At 66.6% G+C, this 19,772-nt stretch carries 22 protein-coding genes; 12 read left to right on the top strand and 10 right to left on the bottom strand.

Annotated elements, in window-relative coordinates; genetic code table 11:
- The first annotated feature begins 65 nt into the window (after nt 1-65).
- From OM960_RS00320 to OM960_RS00295, 6 genes are all read left to right on the top strand, one after another.
- Nucleotides 66-1,580 carry a sulfatase-like hydrolase/transferase gene (locus tag OM960_RS00320; protein ID WP_264770699.1) on the top strand — a complete coding sequence of 505 codons (1,515 nt, stop codon included), beginning with the start codon at nt 66-68 and terminating at the stop codon, nt 1,578-1,580.
- A 265-nt stretch (nt 1,581-1,845) separates the two neighbouring features.
- Complete coding sequence (locus tag OM960_RS00315; protein WP_264770698.1) at nt 1,846-3,885, top strand: ABC transporter substrate-binding protein; 2,040 nt, start codon at nt 1,846-1,848, stop codon at nt 3,883-3,885.
- Nucleotides 3,886-3,977: 92 nt separating this feature from the next.
- Nucleotides 3,978-4,985, top strand: a complete 1,008-nt coding sequence (locus tag OM960_RS00310) for an ABC transporter permease (RefSeq protein ID WP_263332046.1) — start codon at nt 3,978-3,980, stop codon at nt 4,983-4,985.
- A gap of 4 nt (nt 4,986-4,989) precedes the next feature.
- On the top strand, nt 4,990-6,138 hold the full coding sequence (locus OM960_RS00305; RefSeq protein WP_264770697.1) for an ABC transporter permease: 1,149 nt from the start codon (nt 4,990-4,992) through the stop codon (nt 6,136-6,138).
- The gene (locus tag OM960_RS00300) at nt 6,135-7,130 is read left to right on the top strand and encodes an ABC transporter ATP-binding protein (protein ID WP_264770696.1); all 996 of its coding nucleotides are present in this window, start codon (nt 6,135-6,137) and stop codon (nt 7,128-7,130) included. The genes OM960_RS00305 and OM960_RS00300 overlap by 4 nt, the downstream gene beginning before the upstream one ends.
- Nucleotides 7,127-8,128: an ABC transporter ATP-binding protein gene (locus OM960_RS00295; RefSeq protein ID WP_264770695.1), complete on the top strand. Its 1,002-nt coding sequence runs from the start codon at nt 7,127-7,129 to the stop codon at nt 8,126-8,128. The genes OM960_RS00300 and OM960_RS00295 overlap by 4 nt, the downstream gene beginning before the upstream one ends.
- On the opposite strand, the gene OM960_RS00290 is transcribed toward OM960_RS00295, so the two are convergent.
- The 3 genes from OM960_RS00290 to OM960_RS00280 are packed head-to-tail and all read right to left on the bottom strand — an operon-like array spanning nt 8,125 to nt 10,247.
- Nucleotides 8,125-8,436, bottom strand: a complete 312-nt coding sequence (locus OM960_RS00290) for a non-heme iron oxygenase ferredoxin subunit (protein WP_264770694.1) — start codon at nt 8,434-8,436, stop codon at nt 8,125-8,127. The genes OM960_RS00295 and OM960_RS00290 overlap by 4 nt on opposite strands.
- Before the next feature lie 10 nt (nt 8,437-8,446).
- Nucleotides 8,447-9,475 (bottom strand): fatty acid desaturase, encoded by a 1,029-nt coding sequence (locus tag OM960_RS00285; RefSeq protein WP_264770693.1) that lies wholly within the window; start codon nt 9,473-9,475, stop codon nt 8,447-8,449.
- Nucleotides 9,476-9,485: 10 nt separating this feature from the next.
- On the bottom strand, nt 9,486-10,247 hold the full coding sequence (locus OM960_RS00280) for a class II aldolase and adducin N-terminal domain-containing protein (RefSeq protein WP_411709770.1): 762 nt from the start codon (nt 10,245-10,247) through the stop codon (nt 9,486-9,488).
- Nucleotides 10,248-10,358: 111 nt separating this feature from the next.
- On the opposite strand from OM960_RS00280, the gene OM960_RS00270 reads away from it, so the two are divergent.
- Complete coding sequence (locus tag OM960_RS00270) at nt 10,359-11,237, top strand: LysR family transcriptional regulator (RefSeq protein WP_290428492.1); 879 nt, start codon at nt 10,359-10,361, stop codon at nt 11,235-11,237.
- Nucleotides 11,238-11,246: 9 nt separating this feature from the next.
- On the opposite strand, the gene OM960_RS00265 is transcribed toward OM960_RS00270, so the two are convergent.
- Nucleotides 11,247-11,912 carry an SOS response-associated peptidase gene (locus tag OM960_RS00265; protein WP_263332034.1) on the bottom strand — a complete coding sequence of 222 codons (666 nt, stop codon included), beginning with the start codon at nt 11,910-11,912 and terminating at the stop codon, nt 11,247-11,249.
- A 180-nt stretch (nt 11,913-12,092) separates the two neighbouring features.
- Here OM960_RS00265 and OM960_RS00260 point away from each other — a divergent pair, with 180 nt between their 5' ends.
- A complete protein-coding gene (locus OM960_RS00260) occupies nt 12,093-12,395 on the top strand; it encodes a putative quinol monooxygenase (protein WP_263332032.1) in 303 nt (100 codons plus the stop codon).
- Between the two features lie 27 nt (nt 12,396-12,422).
- Here OM960_RS00260 and OM960_RS00255 read toward each other — a convergent pair whose 3' ends face one another.
- The 4 genes from OM960_RS00255 to OM960_RS00240 all read right to left on the bottom strand — a co-directional run bounded on the left by OM960_RS00255 (nt 12,423) and on the right by OM960_RS00240 (nt 14,493).
- Nucleotides 12,423-13,031 carry a lytic transglycosylase domain-containing protein gene (locus tag OM960_RS00255; protein WP_264770692.1) on the bottom strand — a complete coding sequence of 203 codons (609 nt, stop codon included), beginning with the start codon at nt 13,029-13,031 and terminating at the stop codon, nt 12,423-12,425.
- A gap of 103 nt (nt 13,032-13,134) precedes the next feature.
- Nucleotides 13,135-13,656 carry a helix-turn-helix transcriptional regulator gene (locus OM960_RS00250; RefSeq protein ID WP_264770691.1) on the bottom strand — a complete coding sequence of 174 codons (522 nt, stop codon included), beginning with the start codon at nt 13,654-13,656 and terminating at the stop codon, nt 13,135-13,137.
- Nucleotides 13,653-14,189 (bottom strand): cytochrome b/b6 domain-containing protein, encoded by a 537-nt coding sequence (locus OM960_RS00245; protein ID WP_264770690.1) that lies wholly within the window; start codon nt 14,187-14,189, stop codon nt 13,653-13,655. Before OM960_RS00245 ends, OM960_RS00250 begins: the two co-directional genes overlap by 4 nt.
- Nucleotides 14,190-14,244: 55 nt before the next feature.
- Nucleotides 14,245-14,493, bottom strand: coding sequence for a PepSY domain-containing protein (locus tag OM960_RS00240; protein WP_264770689.1), 249 nt, complete (start codon nt 14,491-14,493; stop codon nt 14,245-14,247).
- 247 nt (nt 14,494-14,740) lie between these two features.
- Here OM960_RS00240 and ssb point away from each other — a divergent pair, with 247 nt between their 5' ends.
- Nucleotides 14,741-15,259 (top strand): single-stranded DNA-binding protein, encoded by a 519-nt coding sequence (gene ssb, locus OM960_RS00235; RefSeq protein ID WP_263332022.1) that lies wholly within the window; start codon nt 14,741-14,743, stop codon nt 15,257-15,259.
- A 99-nt stretch (nt 15,260-15,358) separates the two neighbouring features.
- Here ssb and aroB read toward each other — a convergent pair whose 3' ends face one another.
- Nucleotides 15,359-16,474, bottom strand: a complete 1,116-nt coding sequence (gene aroB / locus OM960_RS00230) for a 3-dehydroquinate synthase (RefSeq protein WP_264770688.1) — start codon at nt 16,472-16,474, stop codon at nt 15,359-15,361.
- The gene (locus OM960_RS00225) at nt 16,471-17,016 is read right to left on the bottom strand and encodes a shikimate kinase (protein WP_264770687.1); all 546 of its coding nucleotides are present in this window, start codon (nt 17,014-17,016) and stop codon (nt 16,471-16,473) included. Before OM960_RS00225 ends, aroB begins: the two co-directional genes overlap by 4 nt.
- A gap of 210 nt (nt 17,017-17,226) precedes the next feature.
- Between OM960_RS00225 and OM960_RS00220 the strand changes: the two genes are divergently transcribed.
- The 3 genes from OM960_RS00220 to OM960_RS00210 form a co-directional block, all read left to right on the top strand.
- A complete protein-coding gene (locus OM960_RS00220; RefSeq protein ID WP_263332015.1) occupies nt 17,227-17,364 on the top strand; it encodes a hypothetical protein in 138 nt (45 codons plus the stop codon).
- Nucleotides 17,351-18,907, top strand: coding sequence for a hypothetical protein (locus tag OM960_RS00215; RefSeq protein WP_264770686.1), 1,557 nt, complete (start codon nt 17,351-17,353; stop codon nt 18,905-18,907). The genes OM960_RS00220 and OM960_RS00215 overlap by 14 nt, the downstream gene beginning before the upstream one ends.
- 2 nt (nt 18,908-18,909) lie before the next feature.
- A partial coding sequence (locus tag OM960_RS00210) for a tyrosine recombinase (RefSeq protein ID WP_264770685.1) occupies nt 18,910-19,772 on the top strand: 863 nt, incomplete at its 3' end.

The raw sequence follows: 19,772 nt of genomic DNA, 5'->3' as shown, positions 1-19,772 counted from the left end.
ATATTTCCGTTGCCCCGAATCGCTATTGCCGCCTTCGTCAGGGACAACTGCCAAGGGGGGCCGGAATGGCTGCGACCGACAACATCCTGTTCGTGGTGATCGACCAGCTCCGGGCCGACTGCCTGTCCGGCGCCCTGGCCGGGCATGTCCGCCTGCCGAACCTCCGCGCGCTGATGGCGGATGCCGCGAGCTTCACGCGGCACTTCTCGGTGGCCAATCCCTGCGGCCCGTCGCGCGCCTCGCTGCTCACCGGCCAGTACGCGATGAACCACCGCTCGGTCCGGAACGGCACGCCCCTGCCGCATGACACGCCAAACCTCGCCACCGAGATGCGCAAGGCCGGCTGGCTGCCGCTTCTCTTCGGCTATACCGACGCGACGCCGGATCCGCGCGTTCACACGCCGGGCGATCCCGTGCTCAAGAGCTACGAGCAGGTGTTGCCGGGGTTTCAGGAGGCGGTCGAGATGCGGCTGGAGGAAAGCCTGCCCTGGCGCGCCGACCTGATGGCGAAGGGCTATGACGTGCCGCCCTACCCCGAGATCTTCCGCCCGACCGGTCCCAACCCCGACGATCCCGCGCTCTACCGTGCCGAGGACAGCGACACCGCCTTTCTCACCGACGAGACAATCCGCGCGCTCCGGGCCCGCGCGCCCGGCTGGTTCGCGCATCTGACCTATATCCGCCCGCACAATCCGCTGGTCGCGCCCGAGCCCTACAACCGGATGTACGATCCCGCGACGATCCCGCTGCCCGAGCGGATCGGCACGATCGAGGAGGAACAGGCGGTCCACCCGTTCATCGCCCCCTGCCACGCGAAGAACCCGATCTCGGGCATGGTCGAGGGCTTCCCGGATATGGAGCCGAGCGACGCCAACATCCGCAAGCTCCGCGCGATCTACCTCGGGCTGGCGACCGAGGTCGATCACCATCTCGGACGCATCATCGACTTCCTGAAAGCGACCGGCCAGTACGACCGGACGCTGATCGTCGTCACCGCCGATCACGGCGAGATGCTGGGCGACCGCTACATCTGGGCGAAATCGACCTATCACGACGCGGCCTATCACACGCCGCTGATCATCCGCGACCCGGCCCTGCCCGGCTCGTTCGGCACGAGCCACGACCACCCGACGGAATCCGTCGACGTTGCGCCGACGATCCTCGACCGGTTCGGCCTCGACGTGCCGCAGACGATGAACGGCCGGAGCCTGATGCCGTTCCTGCGCGGCGAGGAACCGGCCGGCTGGCGGCGCTTCACCTGGTCGGAGCTTGATTTCGGCAACCCGGTCGAGCCGACGCCCGCGCAGACCACGCTCGGCCTAGACCCGGAGACGACGAACCTCGCCGTCTTGCGCGGCAAGGACCACACGCTGGTGCATTTCAACGGCGGCCTGCCGCCCCTGCTCTTCGATCACCGGGCGGACGGCGAGCGGCGCGACCTTGCTGGTGATCCGGCGATGCGCGAGACGCTCCTGAGCCTCTACCGGGAGATGACGGACCATCGGATGCGCCACGCGGCGAGCCGCTTCACGCGCACCATGATCACCGCCGACGGCGCAGTCACGGTGCCGCGTGAATGAAAGCCCTGAGATAGAATCGCCCGGCAGAAATGCAAACGGTGCAATTACTTGACGGCGTCTCGGTGGCGCGGACATACTCGTTCCGAGACGGAAGAACGACAGGATCGCGCACCCCGGGACCGTCCGCCGGTCACCGCGCGGTTTGAACATCAGAGGGAGGGAACTGGAGACACGCACCACTGCCGGCCGATCTCGGCATTCGGACTGAGGGCCGGATTCCAGGAAGAATAATAATTCATAAATAAGCCAAGCAACGGGAGAAATCATGAAACGACTACTTTTCGGCAGCGTCGCGCTGCTGGCATTTCCGATGGCCGCGGCGGCGAGCTGCCCCGGCATCACGGTCGCCGACATGGGCGGCATCGCCCCCGGCGCCTTCCCCCAGCAATACGACCTCGCGGACTTCCAGACGGCCGCCGGCTGCACGATGGAATTCACCGAGAACCCCGCGATCGCCGAGCTGAACGGCAAGATCCGCGGCAACCCCGAGATGCCGGCGCTCGCCGATCGCCTGCCCGAGGAACCGCTGGTCGTCGTGCCCTATGACGCGGTGGGCAAGTATGGCGGCACGCTCGATGCCCTGTCGAATGCCACCGAGGCCGGCACGTCGGACTTCCTCTCGGTTCGCCACGTCAACCTCGTGCGCTATTCCGACGACCTCGAGACCATTGTCCCGAACGTCGCCAAAAGCTGGGAATGGAACGAGGACTACACCCAGCTCACCTTCCATCTCCGCAAGGGCCACAAGTGGTCGGACGGCCAGCCCTTCACCTCGGCCGACGTGAAGTTCTGGTACGACAACCTCGCACTCGATCCGAATGTCAACGAGAAGCCGAAGGACTATGTCACCGTTGCGGGCGAACGGATGGAGGTCGAGACGCCCGACGACCTGACCGTCATCTTCAAGTTGCCGGCGCCGAAGCCGGGGCTTCTGGCCCATTTCGCCACGCATTTCGCGCAAGGGTTCCAGCCGAAACACTTCCTCGGTCAATTCCACCCCGACATCAACCCGGACGCCGACAAGCTGGCGCAGGAGATGGGCTTCGAGAACGGCTATGCCGTGATCATGGCCTATTTCGGCAATTCGGACTGGACCGACACGCCGACGCCGCAGCTGAACTCGCCCGACAAGATCGCGAAGATGCCGGCCGACACGATGCCCACGCTCGAAAGCCACATCGTCATCCGCGACACGACCGAGGGGCGGCACTTCGTGGCTAACCCCTATTTCTTCCAGGTCGACACGATGGGCCAGCAGCTGCCCTATATCAACGAACTGGACGAGGTCTATGCCAACGACCAGGAGGTCCGTCTGCTGAAACTCGTCAACGGCGAGGCCGACTACAAGACACAGTCGCTGCAACTCGCCGACGCGCCGATCCTCCTGGAAAACCAGGAGAAGGGCGGCTATTCGGTGCAGCTGAAGCCGAAGATCACCATACATGCGGTGTCCTTCAACGTCACATCGGCGGATGAAGAGAAGCGGAAGGTCTTCGGCGACCTGCGCTTCCGTCAGGCGATGTCGATCGCGATCAACCGCGAAGAGATCAACGAGACCGCCTATTTCGGCGAGGGCGTGATCCAGCAATATACCGGCTTCTCGCCGCTGCCGGATTACGTCGACCCGAAATGGAAGGCCTTCGCGACCGAGTATGACCCAGACGGCGCCAAGGCGCTTCTCGACGAGGTCGGCGTCGTCGACAAGGACGGCGACGGGTTCCGCGACCTGCCGAACGGCGCGCCGCTGGTCTTGAACCTGCAGTTCGCGACGCAAGGTATCGCCGGCCAGGTCGTCGAACTGATCGGCCAGCACTGGGCCAATGTCGGCATCAAGACCACGGTGAAGGAGATCACGCCGGACGAGTACCGCTCGGCCCAATCCTCCAACCAGCTTGACGTGGGGCTTTGGGAAAAGGGCCAGCCGGTGGGCATCGTCCTTGGCAACAACGAGCTCTGGGTGCCGCCCTTCAACAACTACTTCGACCACCGGACCGGCATGCTCTGGGCCGAATGGGTCGACACCAACGGCGCGAGCGGCGTCGAGCCGCCCGATTACGTCAAGCAGATGATGGACGACATCAACACGCTGCAATCGGCGCCGTCGGGCACCGACGAGTTCAAGGCGACCGCGAACCGGCTGGTGGAGAACATGGTCTCGAACCTCCTCTTCATCGGCACGGCGCTGACACCGGACCCCATCTACCACCGCAACGCGCTGAAGAACTTCCCGGAGTTCAAGACGGCGTCCTACGAATACTACCGGACGTATCCGTATCGGCCGAGCCAGTGGTACTTCGACGAGTGATGTCGGGACTACCTGAAACCCGGCCGGGGCGGACCTGACTGTCCGCCCCGGCCGCAGAGGCCCGCTCTCGGACTGACAGGACGCGCATCCACATGGCCCAATTCGCCCAATTCGCGCTGACCCGCGCCTTTCTGGCGCTGATCACGCTTCTGACCGTCTCGCTGATCGTCTTCACGCTGATGGAACTTGTACCCGGCACCTGCGCGGAGCGTTACCTCGCCTTCAAGAACACCCAAGGCTCGCAGATCACCATCGCCGACATCGAGGCGGAGGAGAAACGCCTCGGCCTCGACCGGCCGTTCCCGGAGCGCTGGGGGAAATGGGTCTACAACGTCTTCGTCCACGGCGAGTTCGGCGACAGCTGCATCCTCAGGCTCAACATCAACCAGCTTCTGGCGGACAAGTTCTGGATCTCGCTCGGCATCTGCATGGCGGCGCTGATCCTGTCCTATGCGATCGCGGTGCCCATCGGCATCATATCCGCAAGCTCGACGAATCCCGTCACCAACAACTCTTTGAGGTTCGTGAGCTATCTCGGCCTCGCGCTGCCGAACTTCCTTCTGGCGCTCATCATCATGCTGATCTCGACGGTCCTCTTCGGCGACAGCCTGACCGGGCTCTTCTCCAAGGCATACCGCGACGCGGCCTGGAGCTGGGCGAAGTTCGGCGACTTCCTCTCGCGCGCCTGGCTGCCGGTCTTCATCCTCGGCTGGTCGGCCACTGCTTTCGCGCTGCAGACCGTTCGGGCGCTGATGCTCGACGAGATCGGTAAGCTCTATGTTACCGCCGCCTCGGCGCGCGGCGTCTCGGGCGCGAAGCTCCTCTGGCGCTACCCGGCCAAGCATTCGCTCGGGCCGGTGATCAACTCGCTCGGTTTCGACCTCAACCGGATCTTCAACGAACTGCCGATCGTGGCGCTGATCCTGACGCTGACCGAATCCGGCGCCCTTCTCTTTGAAAGCCTCGCGCGCTCCAACGACCAACAGTTGGCCGGCGCGATCATCTTCCTTCTCACGGCGAGCATCGTGGCGCTGAACTTCGTCACCGACATCCTGCTCGCCCTGATCGACCCGCGCGTCCGCCGCGGCATGATGGGGTAAGCGCATGTTCGGACGCAGGAAAACCGCCGCCGGAATCGACCAGAAGGCCAAGGAGGCCTATTTCACCGCCTCGCAGGGGCAGCTCATCTGGGCGCGCCTCAGGGGCAACCGCACCGCGATGATCGCCGCCTGGGCGCTTGTGATCATGATCCTGATGGGGCTCTTCGCGCCGTTCCTCTCGCCCTACGACCCGACCATCGCGGGCCGGGACGAGAACTACGAGAACGGCGCACCGCAGTTCCCGAAATTCTGGGACGAGAACGGCTTTTCCGCCCGCCCCTTCGTCTACGCGACCGAGCGAGAACGCTCGATCAAGACGAACTTTCGCTGGGTGGTGACGGAAAACCGCGACCACCGGCTCTACATGCGGTTCTTCGTTCGCGGATGGGACTACAAGCTCCTCGGCGTCATCCCCTCGAACATCCATCTCTTCGGTCTCGACGAGGGCGGCAAGATCCACCTCTTCGGCACCGATGCGAGCGGCAAGGACATCTTCGGGCGAACCCTGCACGCGATCTGGACCTCGCTCGCGGTGGGGACCCTCGGCGTCCTCATCTCCTTCGTGCTCGCTCTGGTGATTGGAGGGGTGGCCGGCTATTTCGGCGGCTGGATCGACTCGGTCCTGCAGATGATCACCGACGCGATCCGGACGGTGCCGTCGATCCCCCTCTTCATGGCGCTCGCGGCCTTCATGCCTGACCACTGGTCATCCGAGACGCGGTTCTTCTTCATCTCAATCATCCTCGGCCTCATCGGATGGCCGACGCTGGCGCGACGGATACGAACGCATCTTTTGACCGAGCGGACGCAGGAATATGTGCTGGCGGCCGAACTGTGCGGCGCCCCGCCGGGCCATATCATCCGCCGCCACCTGCTGCCCTCGTTCACAAGCTACATCATCGTCGACCTGATGATCTCGTTTCCCTACATGGTCCGGTCCGAGACCGCGCTCTCGTTCATCGGGCTCGGGCTCAAGGACCCGGTGAACTCGCTCGGCGCGCTGATGCAGAACGTCTCCAAGGCCGACGTGCTCCTGAACTACCAGTGGTATTTCATCCCCGTCATCTTCTTCGTGGCGCTGGTTCTCGCCTTCGTCTTCGTCGGCGACGGGTTGCGCGACGCGGCTGACCCCTATTCGGATACCAAGAAATGACGGCACTGATCGAAGTCAAGAACCTGACCATCCAGTTCCGGACCGATGAGGGCCTGGTGACGGCGGTCGACGATGTGAGCTTTTCCATCGACAAGGGACAGGTGATGGGGCTCGTCGGCGAAAGCGGATCGGGCAAGTCGGTGACGGCCAAGGCGCTGATGAATCTGAACGCAAGGAACGCCGTTTACGGCCCCGAAAGCCGGATCACGCTGCACACCGAGGCCGGCCCGGTCGAGGTCCTGAAGCTGAAGACCGCGCGGGATCTGAAGATCGTGCGGGGCGGCGCGATCTCGAAGATCTTCCAGGAACCGATGGCGAGTTTCGCGCCCGCCATCACCATCGGCGACCAGATGGTCGAGCAGCTCCGGCTCCATGCGGACATGTCGAAGGCCAAGGCGAAGGAGATATCGGTCGAGATGCTCGACCGCGTCGGCATCTCCGACCCGTCCCGCCGCTTCGGGCAGTACGCGTTCGAACTGTCGGGCGGCATGCGCCAGCGGGCGATGATCGCGATGGCCTTGTCGACCAAGCCGAAGCTTCTGATCGCGGACGAGCCGACGACCGCCTTGGACGTGACGATCCAGGCGCAGGTGATCGACCTGATGAAAGACCTCGTGAACGAGTTCCACATGGGCATCATCTTCATCACCCACGACCTCGGCGTCATTGCCCAGACCGCCGACAAGGTCGCGGTCAAGTATCTCGGCCGGATCGTCGAGGAAGGCCCGGTGCGCGAGGTGATCCGCAACCCCAAGCACCCCTATACCCAAGGCCTGCTGGCCGCGTTGCCGAAGCTCGACGATCTCGACGCGCCGCTGACGCCGGTCGCGGGGGATATCCCCTCGCCGCTGGAGCGGCCGACGGGATGCGTCTTTCACACACGCTGCCCGAAGATCGTCGGCGATGTCTGCAAGACCGCCCTGCCCCATGACAGCCGCGTCGACGCCTCGCACCGGGTCGCCTGCCACATCCATGCGGAGGTCCCGGCATGAGCGAGACCCTGATCAAGGCCCGCGACTTCTCGGTCGGCTTCAAGATCGGATCGGGCTTCTTCGGCAAACAGGTCCTGAAGGCGGTGGACCATGTCGATCTCGACATCGAGAAGGGCTCGTTTTTCGGCCTCGTGGGCGAAAGTGGTTCGGGAAAGACGACGTTGGGCCGGGCGCTCCTGAAGGCGGTGCCGATCACCGGCGGGTCCGCGAGCTACGCCGACGGCGAGGTCGACTACGACCTCACGACACTCGCCGGGCCGGAGTTGAAGGATTACCGCAAGCGCGCGCAGCTGATCTTCCAGGACCCCTACGCCGCGCTCTCGCCACGCATGACGGTCCGAGACATCATCGCGGAACCGCTGGAGGTCATGGGGCTCACCAAGACCCGCGAGGAGACCGACGCGAGGGTACGCCAGATCGCGGCCAAGTGCCGGCTGAACCTCGAGCATCTCCGGCGCTTCCCGCATGCCTTCTCGGGTGGCCAGCGCCAGCGCATCTCAATCGCCCGGGCGCTCGTCTCGGGACCAAAATTCGTGGTTGCCGACGAAAGCGTCGCTGCCCTCGACGTGTCGATCCAAGCCGATGTTCTCAATCTTCTGAAAGAGTTGCAGCGCGATCTTAAGATTACGTTCCTGTTCATCAGCCACGATCTCTCGGTCGTCGCCCATACCTGTGACCATGTCGCGGTGATGTATCTCGGACGGCTCGTCGAATCCGCGCCGACCCGCGAGCTTTTCAAGGCGCCACGCCATCCTTACACGAAGGCGCTCTTCTCGGCGATCCCGTCGCTCGATCCCGACGACCGGGGCCGCGCCCAAAAGCTGATCGGCGAGATCCCCTCGCCCACCAACCAGCCCTCGGGCTGTAAGTTCCACACGCGCTGCCCCCATGCGGTAGACCGCTGCAAGAAGGACGAGCCGATGCTGGAGCATCCCGGCGACGGGCACGAGGTCGCCTGCCACCGCTGGCGCGAGCTTCTGGAGAGCGCGGCGGCCTAGCCGACGGCGATAAAGACCTCGCCGTTCTCGATCCGCACCGGATGGGTCGCGAGATCGGTGCAGACCGGGGCCGACAGGGCCTTGCCGGAGGGGATGTCGAAGCGTCCGCCATGCAGCGGGCATTCGATGACGCAGCCGATCACCAGCCCCTCATCGAGGCTCTGATGCTCGTGCGTGCAGATGCCGTCTGTGGCGAAGAAGCCCTTCTCGGTGTTATAGATCGCGTAGCTGTGGCCGCCGTGATCCCAGCGGATCAGGTCCTCTTCGTCGATCTCGTCCGCCGCGCAGGCGCGAATCCATTGGGTCATGACGCTCGCCTCACATCGTCCGCTGCGCGATCCGCTCGACGCGACCGCCCTCGGTGATCATGTGCGGCGCCTGCCGGATCGACGGCGCCCTGGTCGAGAGCCCCAGCGACCGCCGCAGCACGACCCCGAACACCTCGGCATTGGTGCGCCAGAAGCCCGGATCGGGTTCGGGCACCTGCGTCTCGATCGCCTTGGCGAGTGTCGGCAGCGCATGGAACGGCACTTGAGGATAAAGGTGGTGCTCCACATGGTTGTTCATGTTCATGTAGAGGAACCGGCCGAGCCAGGAGGTGCGGAACGACCGCGTGCTGTCGAGGATCGAGGGCGAGTTTTCCTGCAGCTCGACATGCTGGGTGAGCGTGAAGAGCAGCATCACCGGCGCGCCGAGCATGCGCGGCAGGACGAGGAACCACAGGGGCCAGAGCTGGCCCGCCGCGATCAGGACGGCGATGGCGGCGTAGATCAAGAGAAATATCCGCGCGTTCCGCGTCATCTTCGGGAACTCGCCCGCCGGCGTCACGTCGCGCATCACGTCGGAGTAGCGTCCGAAGGCGAGCCGCACCATCACCGCCATGTGGAACCGCAGGAGCCCGAACCCGGTCACCTCGGCCAGCCAGCCCGAAAACCCCATCGGCGTGTCGAAGGGCATCTGGCTGTCCATGCCGACATGCCACGTGAAGGTGTGGTGGTTGGTATGGGTGTAGCGGCGGTGGAGAGGCTCCTCCATGTAGATCAGCGAGGTGAGCCACAGCACCGCCTCGTTGAGCCAGCGGCTGCGGAAGGCGGTGCCATGCGCCGTCTCGTGGCTGAACGCATAGGCCGGCACGGTCAGGACCGTGCCGTAGGCGAACATCGCCGGCCAGAGCCATGAAGTGCCGAGCGTCACCCAGACCAGCGCGCCGGTGGCGATCAGCGCGGCCGCCCACCGGGCGAGGTAGACGAGCCCCGGCCGGTCGCTCCGCGCCGCGATCTGCTTCAATAGCTTCTTGTCGAGCGTCACGCCGGACGAGGCGGCGTTGGTCGGCACGTAATCCGGCATGGCGCGCTCCTCAGCTCGCGTAGTCGTCGCCTTCGGTATCGAGGATGCGCCGGAGCTCGGCGAGGTGCTGGGTCGCGTAGCCCGGATAATCGTCGAGCTGGGCCGCGGTCGTCGAGGCGATCTCGTGGCTCAGCACCCTAAGCGGCCGGCCGGTCTGCAGCGCGCGGATATAGGTCTCGGCCGCGCGTTCGAAATAGTAGAGCCGGTTGAAGGCCTCGGCCGGCGTGGCACCGATCACCAGGACGCCGTGGTTGCCCATGATCATCACGGTGGTCTTCGGATCCTTGAGCAGCCCGGCGCAGCGTTCACCCTCGTCCCCGAGCGCGAGGCCGCCGAAATCCCCGTCGATGACGTGGCGCTCGTAGAACATCGCGGTGTTCTGGTCGATCGGCGGCAGCGTGCTGTCGGCAAGGCAGGCGAGCACGGTCGCGTGGATCGAATGGACATGCATGACACAGCGCGCATGCGGGACCAGCCGGTGAATCCCGCCATGCAGCCCCCAGGCGGTCGGATCGGGCGCGTCGGGCCGGTCCAGCGTCTTCGGGTCGTTGGCATCCAGAAGCAAGAGATCCGAGGCGCGGATCCGGCTGAAATGCATCTGGTTCGGGTTCATCAGGAACTGCGTGCCGTCCTCGTTGACGGCGAGGCTGAAGTGGTTCGCCACCGCCTCGTGCAGGTTCATGCGATAGGTCCAGCGGAAGGCCGCCGCCATGTCGCAGCGTTCCTGCCAGTGCGCGATATTCGCCCGCGCGGTTCCCGTCATCTCGTTCATTCCGTCCTCCCACGGCTGATGTGCAAGTCCTAGGCCAATCGGATCCGTTTACCAGCGATGAATTCGAGGCTATGCCATTAGAAAAGTTAATGCACGGATTGCGCGCCCCCGATGTCCGGCCTGAACCTGCCCCCGTTGACCTGGCTGCGTGCCTTCGAGGCGGCCGCGCGGCACCTCTCGTTCACCCTCGCCGCGCAGGAACTGAACCTGACGCAATCGGCGATCAGCCAGCATGTCCGCAGCCTCGAATCCTGGCTCGGGCAGGATCTCTTCCACCGCCAGAGCCGGACACTTGCACTCACGGAGGCGGGGTCGAACTACCTGCCGATGGTGCGCGAGGCCTTCGCGACGCTCGCCCGCGGCACCCGCGCCTTCACCGGCGGCGAGCGCGGGCGGACGCTCCGGATCCTGTGCAACATGACCTTCGCCACCTGGTGGCTCGCGCCCCGGCTCGGCCAGCTTGCCGAGGCGCTGCCCTGGCTTACCCTGAACATCCAGACCGCCGTCTGGGGGGCCGAGAACGCGCCTGGAAACAGCGACATCGAGATCCGTTTCGGCCGGCGCGAGGACATGTCGGCAAGCGCCCGGCTGATCCTTGAGGAGACCATCACCCCGGTCTGCGCGCCCGGCTTCGCGGACGGCGCCCCGGACTGGCGGCGCGATCCCCTGTTCGACTGCGCCGGCGTCATGTCGAACTGGGAGACATGGCTGCAGGCCCAGGGTCACGACCTGCCGGCGGGGCGCAAGATCCACCTCGCCTCGACCTATGTCATCAGCCTTACCGCCGCGATCACCGGCCAGGGCCTCGCCCTTGCGCAGGGCTTCATGATCGACGGCATCCGCCGCACGACACCGCTCGCCGAGCCCTGGCCGCACCGACTGAAGCTCGTCGAGGCCTATTACCTGCTGCCGCCCGCTGGCCATGCCGAGACCCCGGCGACCCGTGCCTTCGCCGACTGGATCGAGGCGGAGATGCAGCGCGGCGTCTGACAGGGCGGCTCAGAGATCGAAGCCGTCGGCCTCGATCAGCTCGGGCCCGTCATCGGCGATACCGAAGGGCCGGACCCTGCGAGTCACGTAGCGCCCCGACCAGCCGGTCCCGAGCGTCGCCACCGCGTCTTCATCCGGTGTCGCGGCGTCGAGCCACGGCAGCAGTTCCTCCGAACTCAGGACCACCGGCATCCGCGGATGCAGGTGCCGGATCGACGGGTCGGCAGCGCGGGTGAGGATCGCGCAGGTCAGGCTGCCATCGGGACGCGCCGCCTTCAGGCCCGCGAAGAAAAAGACCGGCAGGTTCTGCTCGACCGTGATGAGCCAGGGCTGCTTGCGCCCCTTCTCGCCGGTCCACTCGTAATAGCCCGAGGCGGGCAGGATGCAGCGCCCCGCCGCCCAGGCGGCCCGGAACACCGGCTTTTCATGCGCGCTCTCGATCCGCGCGTTAAAGGTCGTGGCCTTCCACTCCTTCACCTCGCCCCTGTGCCAGTGCGGCACGAACCACCAGCGCGCCGCACCGGCCTCGAGCCCGCCCGCGCCGTTGAAGGCGAGGCTGACGGTCTCGGTCGGCTTGATGTTGTAGCTGACCCGGCCGGCCGCGCCGCGAATGACCGAGAGCGCGTCGTGATATTCGGCCCAGCTGCCGTCACCGAGGATGAATCGTCCGCACATGGCGACAGGGTAGCACCGGTGGCGGCCGGATCCATCCGTCGCAAGGGACGCCGCGCCGGATGGTGATAAGCACCTCTGCGCGCACGGTTCGGCCCGGTTTTCGCAAGAATACGCCGGCTTTCGCCTCCCCGGCGGTGGATTTCTCTTGCCTCACGCCGGAACGGTCCTACCTTCTTTTGCATGTCGCGCGTCAAGCTCTCGGGATTTCTGGTCTGCCGGTCTCTGGAAGAGGCCGACCGCATCTCAGGCCTCCTGGCTGATCACATCCGGCTCACTCGGGCCGAGCCCGGCTGCCTGCGCTTCGAGGTGCTGCGCTCCCACGCCGATCCCTGCCGCTTCGCGGTGGCCGAGACGTTCCGCGACCGGGCCGCGTTCGATGCTCACCAGAGCCGTGCCGCGGCGACGATCTGGGCGCGCGCGACGAAGGGGATCCCGCGCGACTACGTCATCGAGGAAGAGCCGGCCGCCACTGAGCGCCGCTGACGCCGGCCGCGGCACCGACGGGTCGGTTCAGATGCCGAGGATCGCCCGGACGTAACCCTTGGTCTCGGCATAGGGCGGCACGCCGCCATACTTGGCGACCGCCTCAGGCCCCGCATTGTAGGCCGCGAGCGCGAGTTTCCAGTTGCCGAAGCGGTCATACATCATGCGCAGGTAGCGCGCGCCGCCGTCGAGATTGTCGTGCGGATCGGTGGCGTTCACGCCAAGCCGCCGGGCCGTCGCCGGCATCAGCTGGGCAAGCCCCGTCGCCCCCTTGTTGGACACCGCCTTCGGGTTCCAGCCCGATTCCTGTTGCACGAGTCTCAGGAACAGGTCCTCCGGCACGCCATGCCTGCGCGCTGCCGTCTTGGCCGCGTCGAGGTAGAGCCCGCGATAGCGCCCGGAATAGGACGGGATTGACGTTGACGACACCGGGCTCTTGCCGTTCGGCGTCAAGCGCGTCGAGGCGGCGTACTGGGTCGACGCGCGGCTGTCGAGCACCGCGGTCTGCTTGTGAAACTGCGCCAGCCGCGATCCCGGCAGGCTGCCTGACCTTGACAAGACCAGACCTTCGGCCTGCGCCGCCCCAACCGACGACACCACGGTCGCGGCCACGAATGCTGCCCTGGAAATACGCATCGGTCCCTCGTCCGGCACTTTTACCGCGCCGGACTATACCGAAATTTTCGCCGCCGAACAGGACTTTGCGCGGATCGCCACCTCAGGTTGCTCGTTTGCCATCTTAACTCTCCCTTTGCGCGATCCGGCCGCCGAGCAGCTCCTCGATCAGCAGGTTGACGAGCTGGGCGCGGCCACGGAGCCCGGCCTTGCGGTAGATCGCGTTCAGGTGGGTCTTGACCGTCGCCTCGGCGGAGCCTCGCAACTCGGCGATCTCGGCGATCGAGCAGCCCTTGATGGTGAACTGCGCGACGTCCGCCTCGGCCGGGGTCAGCTGCCACTGTTCGAAATAGCTCTCCATCACGTCATGCAGCGCGCCCGAGGCGACCGAGAGCGCGCGCTCGACATGGGCCTGCCGCCGCAGGAGCCGCACGAGATAAGCGCCCTCGAAGGCGATCCCGGCGATCAGGCCGAGCGTGGCGACAAGCTCGAGCATCATGTGCGGCCCCTGAAACAGCGAGTCGGGGTTGGTAAGGAGATCGGTGGTGGCGTCGAAGAGAAAGAAGGCGGCGCAGAAGCCCTGCACTGCCATGAGCACAAGGATCGCCGCCTGCCTGTCTTTGCCTGGGGCCGTGCCGTCGGTCATTCCTGCGTCCCGGTTGCCGGTAGGGTCTTGTAACCGGTCACCATGGATTTCGGAAGGTTGATCCCGAGCCTGCGGCTCTCGAACACGACCGCCGCGACATGGGCGAGGACCGAAAGCTCCGCCCAACGCACGGCGATCTCGTGCACCTCCTCGACCCACCTGCTGCCGAAGAAGCTGTAGGTCGTCATCGCGTAGCCTGAAAAGCCGATCACTATAAGCACCGCGATCAGGTTGTAGATCATCAGCGCCCCGAGCGGAGAATGCCCGGCATGGATCCGGCGCCGCCCGGTCGCCATCTCGCCAAGCTGGCCGAGACCGGCGCCGATGGATGGCCGGAAGTCGGCGAAGCGCGCATGGTGCGATCCGACGAAGCCCCAGGCGATCCGCAGCGCGACTAGGGCGACGAGGGCGAGGCCGATTGCCTCGTGGGTCTTGCCTTCGGGATCGGTCAAGAGCGCGTTCGCCGTGAAGCCCGCGACGAGCGACCAGTGGAAGATCCGCACGACCGGATCCCAGACCTTGATTTTTCGCATGTTCTGCCTCCCGGCGTGGACGGGCGGCGGACGGGGCCCGCCGCCCCGAACCGGCTCAGCTGCCTTCCTTGCTGCGCACGATCTTCAGGTTGGCGTCGAGGTAGAGTTCGTAGGTCTTGCCGTCCTTCACGGCGTAGACCTCGATCATGCCGTCCTCGGAGTCGATCTTGCGGACCTCGTAGCCCTGGGCCTTGAGGTCGGCGGTGATCTTCGCCTGGGTCGCGGCATCGGGCATCGAACTCGCGGCGGCGGGGAAGGCACAAGCGAGCGCGAGGGCTGCGGCGAGGGGGATCTTGCGGATCATGTCGGTCTCCCTGGTTGCCGGGGCGGTATGTCCCGGCTTTGGTGGTACGGATCTGGAGCCAAAACCCGCACCACGCCATTGAACCGCAGGACCAGAGGTCAGATGAGCGGGCGTCTGCACCCAAAGTTGCAGACCCGCCGGAGGCGCGGGCGGGCCGGAATTAGGGAAATCGCAACCATGTTGGCCTTCCATCGGCAGCGGCCGGATGGTCTAACGGGGCGAATGGAATCGCGAGGAGGATGTCCGCATGGCGGGATCGGTAAACAAGGTCATTCTGATCGGCAATCTCGGGCGCGACCCCGAGGTGCGGTCGTTCCAGAACGGCGGCAAGGTCTGCAACCTGCGCATCGCCACCTCGGAAAACTGGCGCGACCGCAATACCGGCGAACGGCGCGAGCGGACCGAGTGGCACTCGGTCGCGATCTTCAACGAGAACCTCGTCAAGATCGCCGAGCAGTATCTGAAGAAGGGCTCCAAGGTCTATATCGAGGGCCAGCTCGAGACCCGGAAATGGCAGGATCAGTCCGGCCAGGACCGTTACACGACCGAAATCGTGCTGCGCCAGTTCCGGGGCGAGCTGACGCTCCTTGACGGCCGCGGCGAGGGCGGCGGCGCTGGCGGCGGCTACGAGGACGACCGCTCCGGCGGCTATGGCGGCGGTTCGGGCGGATACGGTGGCGGTTCGGGCGGCTACGGCGGCGGCAGCCAGGGCGGCGGCGGCGGTGGCGGCGGCCGCTCCGATCTCGACGACGAGATTCCGTTCTGATTGACTGCTGACGACCACGGCGCGTGGGGGCGCTGCCCCCACACCCCCGGGGTATTTCGGCAATGAAGATGAGGAGGCGTTCGCTCCGGGCGAGCGTCCTCAGCGGCGGGCGAGTGCTTCGCCCAGAACCTTGCGCACTGCCTCGCCCGGCACGTCGGAGGTCACGAAGGCCTCGCCGATGCCGCGGGCGAGGATGAAGCGCAGCCTGCCGTCGACGATCTTCTTGTCCTGCGCCATGAGCGCGAGGAGCGCCTCCGCATCGGGCAGGTCGCCGGGAATGTCGGCGAGATCGGTCTTCATCCCCATCGCCTTCAGATGCGCGCGGACCCGGCTCGGGGCTTCCTGCGAACAGAGACCGAGCCGCTGGCTGAGTTCGAAGGCGAGCGCGCAGCCGATCGCGACGCCCTCGCCGTGGAGGAGCCGGTCGGAATAGCCGGTTGCGGTCTCGAGCGCGTGGCAGAAGGTATGGCCGAGGTTGAGGAGCGCGCGATCGCCCTCCTCGGTCTCGTCGCGCTCGACGATGCGGGCCTTCATCTCGACCGAGCGGCGCACCGCGTATTGCCGCGCGGCCATGTCGCCGGCGGCGAGCGCGGGACCGTTCGCCTCGAGCCAGTCGAAGAAGGCCGCGTCGCCGAGAAGCCCGTATTTCACCACCTCGCCGTAACCCGAGAGGAAATCGCGCGCCGGCAGCGTGCCGAGCACGCCGATGTCGGCGAGCACCAGCGCGGGCTGATGGAAGGCGCCGATCAGGTTCTTGCCGTGGACCGAGTTGATCCCGGTCTTGCCGCCGACCGAACTGTCGACCTGCGCGAGAAGCGAGGTCGGGATCTGGACGAAGCGCACGCCGCGGCGCAGTACCGCGGCGGCGAAGCCCGCGAGGTCGCCGATCACGCCGCCGCCGAACGCGACCACGATGTCGCGCCGCTCGACCTTCTCGGCCAGGAGCCAGTCGACCGCGCGCGAGAATTGCGGCCATCCCTTGGTCGCCTCGCCTGCCGGCAGCGCCAGCGCGGTCATCGCGATATCGCCGAGGCCTTTACGCAAGGCGTCGAGATGGAGCTCTCCCACCGTCTCGTCGGTCAGCACCGCCACCCGGCGCCGCTTGAGGAACGGTGCGATCTCCGCCCCCGCGCGGGCGAGAAGCCCGGCGCCGATGCGCACGTCGTAGCTGCGGCTGCCAAGATCCACGTGGACGGTTTCGGTCGTGTCGGTCATGCGGTCTCCAGAATGTCGGGGCGTTCGGCCAGCGCGGCGATCACCTGACGGGCCATGTCCTCGATCGAGTATTCGGCCCGCGCGTCGACGATCACGCCTGCCTCGGTATAGAGCGGCGCGCGCTTGTCCAGAAGTGCCGCCAGCGTCCCCTTCGGGTCGGCGGTGCGCAGGAGCGGCCTTGTGTTCTTGTGGCGCACCCGCTGCCAGAGAAGCTCCAGATCCGCCCGGAGCCAAACCGAGACGCCCTTCGCAGCGATCAGCTTGCGGTTCTCGGCCGACAGGAAGGCGCCGCCGCCGGTCGACAGGATGCAGGGCGGTCCGGCGAGAAGGCGCGCCAGCACCTCCGATTCGCGGGCGCGGAAGAAGGGTTCGCCGTCGCGCTCGAAGATCTCGGCCACGGTCCGGTTCGCGGCGCGCACGATCTCCTCGTCGGAATCGAGAAACCCGACGCCGAGCAGCCGCGCAAGCGCCGTGCCGACCGCGGTCTTGCCCGCCCCCATCATGCCCACCAGCACGACCGTCTTTTTCAGCCTTTGCCGCACTCGGTGCCTCTCACCCCCGGCCCGGCAGCCGGTCCGCCGGCGCGGCGACCTCCTGCCCATGACGAAACTTTCTGCCGTGAATGGCGTGAATTCGCCGGAATTGCCATATATAATCGGTGCATTCGCGCCGTAACATCGCGGATCGGACCCTCGGGTCAAATACAGGCAACGGGCAAGACCCGACAAACGACAAGAAAACGGCAGGAAAGAATGCTGCGACTTCTCAAGGCGATTTTCATTCTCGCGCTTCTCGGCTTCATCGGGTTGGCGGGCTACGCCTATCTCGGCGACATGACGCCGAAGCGGACCGAGGTCAACGAACCGGTCGAACTGAATGTGGAAAACTAGGGGCGGCGTTCTCGCTGCCGCGATCCTGACGGCAACCCCGCTGCACGCGGAGTCGCATGGAGCGCCGCCGCTGTCGGCGATCGACTGGTTGTCGAAATCGGTGGCGGGTTCGTCGGCGCGACCGTTGCCGCCCGCGACGAGGATCGAACCGCCGGTGGCGGCAGGGGTTTCCCGCTCGCCGATCGCCATCTCGCCGATCGACGGGCCGACGCTCGACGGCCTCGGGCTTCTGCCCCAATCCAGGACCGGCTTGCCGCGCGGATTGTGGGGAACCACCGCTTCCGATGACCTCGCAAGGCTGATCCGGGCCGAGCGCGTCGATACGCTGCCCGCGATCCAGTCGTTTCTCTACACGCTGCTTCTGGCCGAACTCGCGCCGCCGGTCGATTCCGATGGCAGCGGCGCGCTGTTCCTCGCGCGGGTGGACAAGCTTCTCGATCTCGGCGCGCTCGATCCCGCGCTCTCGCTTCTGGAACTGGTCGAGGATCCGAAGGCCGAGGCGTTCCGCCGCTGGTTCGACGTCGCGCTTCTCATCGGCCAGGAGGACCGGGCCTGCGTGAAGATGCGCGAGACCCCGGAGATCGCGCCGACCTTCCCGGCGCGGGTCTTCTGCCTCGCGCGGGGCGGCGACTGGAACGCGGCGGCGCTGTCGCTCAGGACCGGCGAGACGCTCGGCTATGTCGATGCCGAGACCGCAGCACTCCTCGAGCGGTTCCTCGACCCCGAGCTTTTCGAGGGTGAGCCGCCCCTGCCGGTGCCGCAGCGCCCCTCGCCGCTCGTGCTTCGGCTGATGGAGGCGATCGGACAACCGCTGGCGACGACGACGCTGCCGGTGGCCTTCGCGCAGGCCGACCTGCGCTCCAACGCCGGCTGGAAGACGCGGCTGGAAGCCGGCGAGCGGCTGGCCCGGACTGGCGCGATCGAGCCGAACCGGCTCCTCGGGCTTTACACCGAACGCAAGGCCGCGGCGTCGGGCGGGGTCTGGGAGCGGGTCGACCTGATCCAGGCGCTCGATACCGCGATTTCGGCCCATGACGCGGCGCGGATCGCGAAGATCCTGCCCGAAGCCTGGGAACAGATGTCGGCGATCGAGCTCGAGGTCCCCTTCGCCGCGCTCTACGGCCGCGCGCTGTCCGGCGCGCGTCTCGAGGGCGAGGCGGGCATGCTCGCGTTCCGGGTCGGCCTTCTGTCCGAAGACTCCGAGCGCATCGCCGCGACGCGGGCTCCCACGGATGACACCGAGGCGTTCCTGATCGGTCTCGCGATCGGACGGACCGCCGATGCGCGCCCGCCCGACCAGATGGGCGCGGCGGTTCAGGCCGCCTTCGGGCCCGGCAAGGCGCCGGCTGCGAAATACGCGACGCTCCTCGACGAGAACCGGGCCGGCGAGGCTCTGCTCGCGGCGGTCGATGACATCACCGAGGGCGCGCGCGGGGAGTTGCGCGACGTGACAGAGGGGCTCGTCCTGCTGCGCCACCTCGGGCACGAGAGGGTCGCGCGGCGCGCGGCGCTCGAACTGATGCTGCTGGAGCGGCGGGGCTGAGAATGAAGGACGCGGACCGCTGGATCTCGGCCTTCCTCGATGCCCAGGCGGCGGAGCTCGGGGCGGCGCGCAACACGCTTCTCGCTTATGGGCGCGACCTGAAGGACTTCGCCGGCTGGCTCGCACACCGCGGGCTCGGCTTCGATCGCGCGGCGCGGACCGACGTGGAGGCCTATCTCGTCGGCTGCGAAGCCGAGGGTCTGTCGCGCGCCACCCGCGCGCGGCGGTTGTCGTCGATCCGCCAGATCTACCGTTTCGCCTATGAGGAAGGCTGGCGCGGCGACAACCCGGCGATCCAGATCACCGGGCCGGGCCGGGCCAAGCGCCTGCCGAAAGTGCTGAGCGTCGAGGAGGTGGAGACGCTGCTCGACGCCGCCCGCAAAAGCGGCCGCGGCGACTTCGACCGCCTGCGCAACATCTGCCTGATGGAGCTTCTTTACGCCACCGGCATGCGGGTCAGCGAGCTTGTCGGCCTGCCGGTCGCGGCGGCGCGCGGCGATCCGCGGATGCTGATGGTGCGCGGCAAGGGCGACAAGGAGCGGATGGTGCCGCTTTCGCCCCCGGCCCGCACGGCGCTCGCAGACTGGCTCGCGGCGCGAGACGCTGCCGAGGAGGCCGCGCGGCTCAAGGCGCAGATCCCGCCGGGACGCCACCTCTTTCCCGCCCGCGGGCAGGCTGGCCACATGACCCGCCAGGCGTTCCATGCGCTTCTCAAGGAGCTCGCCCTGGCCGCCGGGATCGCGCCGGCGAAGGTGACGCCGCATGTGCTGCGCCATGCCTTCGCCACGCACCTCCTCGCCGGTGGCGCCGATCTCCGGGCGATCCAGACGCTGCTCGGCCATGCCGATGTCTCGACCACCGAGAT

The organism is Defluviimonas salinarum (genome assembly GCF_026013545.1).
Classification (GTDB): Bacteria; Pseudomonadota; Alphaproteobacteria; order Rhodobacterales; family Rhodobacteraceae; genus Albidovulum; species Albidovulum salinarum.
The sequence above is the reverse complement of the archived record's forward strand: the minus strand, read 5'-3'. Positions and strand labels throughout refer to the sequence as shown.

Coding starts and splice junctions, on each gene's coding strand:
- OM960_RS00280 (WP_411709770.1), bottom strand. CDS start 10,247: ATGAACGAGATGACGGGAACCGCGCGGGCGAATATCGCGCACTGGCAG.
- ssb (WP_263332022.1), top strand. CDS start 14,741: ATGGCGGGATCGGTAAACAAGGTCATTCTGATCGGCAATCTCGGGCGC.
- OM960_RS00300 (WP_264770696.1), top strand. CDS start 6,135: ATGACGGCACTGATCGAAGTCAAGAACCTGACCATCCAGTTCCGGACC.
- OM960_RS00255 (WP_264770692.1), bottom strand. CDS start 13,031: ATGCGTATTTCCAGGGCAGCATTCGTGGCCGCGACCGTGGTGTCGTCG.
- OM960_RS00310 (WP_263332046.1), top strand. CDS start 3,978: ATGGCCCAATTCGCCCAATTCGCGCTGACCCGCGCCTTTCTGGCGCTG.
- aroB (WP_264770688.1), bottom strand. CDS start 16,474: ATGACCGACACGACCGAAACCGTCCACGTGGATCTTGGCAGCCGCAGC.
- OM960_RS00245 (WP_264770690.1), bottom strand. CDS start 14,189: ATGCGAAAAATCAAGGTCTGGGATCCGGTCGTGCGGATCTTCCACTGG.
- OM960_RS00285 (WP_264770693.1), bottom strand. CDS start 9,475: ATGCCGGATTACGTGCCGACCAACGCCGCCTCGTCCGGCGTGACGCTC.
- OM960_RS00250 (WP_264770691.1), bottom strand. CDS start 13,656: ATGACCGACGGCACGGCCCCAGGCAAAGACAGGCAGGCGGCGATCCTT.
- OM960_RS00295 (WP_264770695.1), top strand. CDS start 7,127: ATGAGCGAGACCCTGATCAAGGCCCGCGACTTCTCGGTCGGCTTCAAG.
- OM960_RS00320 (WP_264770699.1), top strand. CDS start 66: ATGGCTGCGACCGACAACATCCTGTTCGTGGTGATCGACCAGCTCCGG.
- OM960_RS00290 (WP_264770694.1), bottom strand. CDS start 8,436: ATGACCCAATGGATTCGCGCCTGCGCGGCGGACGAGATCGACGAAGAG.
- OM960_RS00270 (WP_290428492.1), top strand. CDS start 10,359: ATGTCCGGCCTGAACCTGCCCCCGTTGACCTGGCTGCGTGCCTTCGAG.
- OM960_RS00220 (WP_263332015.1), top strand. CDS start 17,227: ATGCTGCGACTTCTCAAGGCGATTTTCATTCTCGCGCTTCTCGGCTTC.
- OM960_RS00260 (WP_263332032.1), top strand. CDS start 12,093: ATGTCGCGCGTCAAGCTCTCGGGATTTCTGGTCTGCCGGTCTCTGGAA.
- OM960_RS00215 (WP_264770686.1), top strand. CDS start 17,351: ATGTGGAAAACTAGGGGCGGCGTTCTCGCTGCCGCGATCCTGACGGCA.
- OM960_RS00315 (WP_264770698.1), top strand. CDS start 1,846: ATGAAACGACTACTTTTCGGCAGCGTCGCGCTGCTGGCATTTCCGATG.
- OM960_RS00265 (WP_263332034.1), bottom strand. CDS start 11,912: ATGTGCGGACGATTCATCCTCGGTGACGGCAGCTGGGCCGAATATCAC.
- OM960_RS00240 (WP_264770689.1), bottom strand. CDS start 14,493: ATGATCCGCAAGATCCCCCTCGCCGCAGCCCTCGCGCTCGCTTGTGCC.
- OM960_RS00305 (WP_264770697.1), top strand. CDS start 4,990: ATGTTCGGACGCAGGAAAACCGCCGCCGGAATCGACCAGAAGGCCAAG.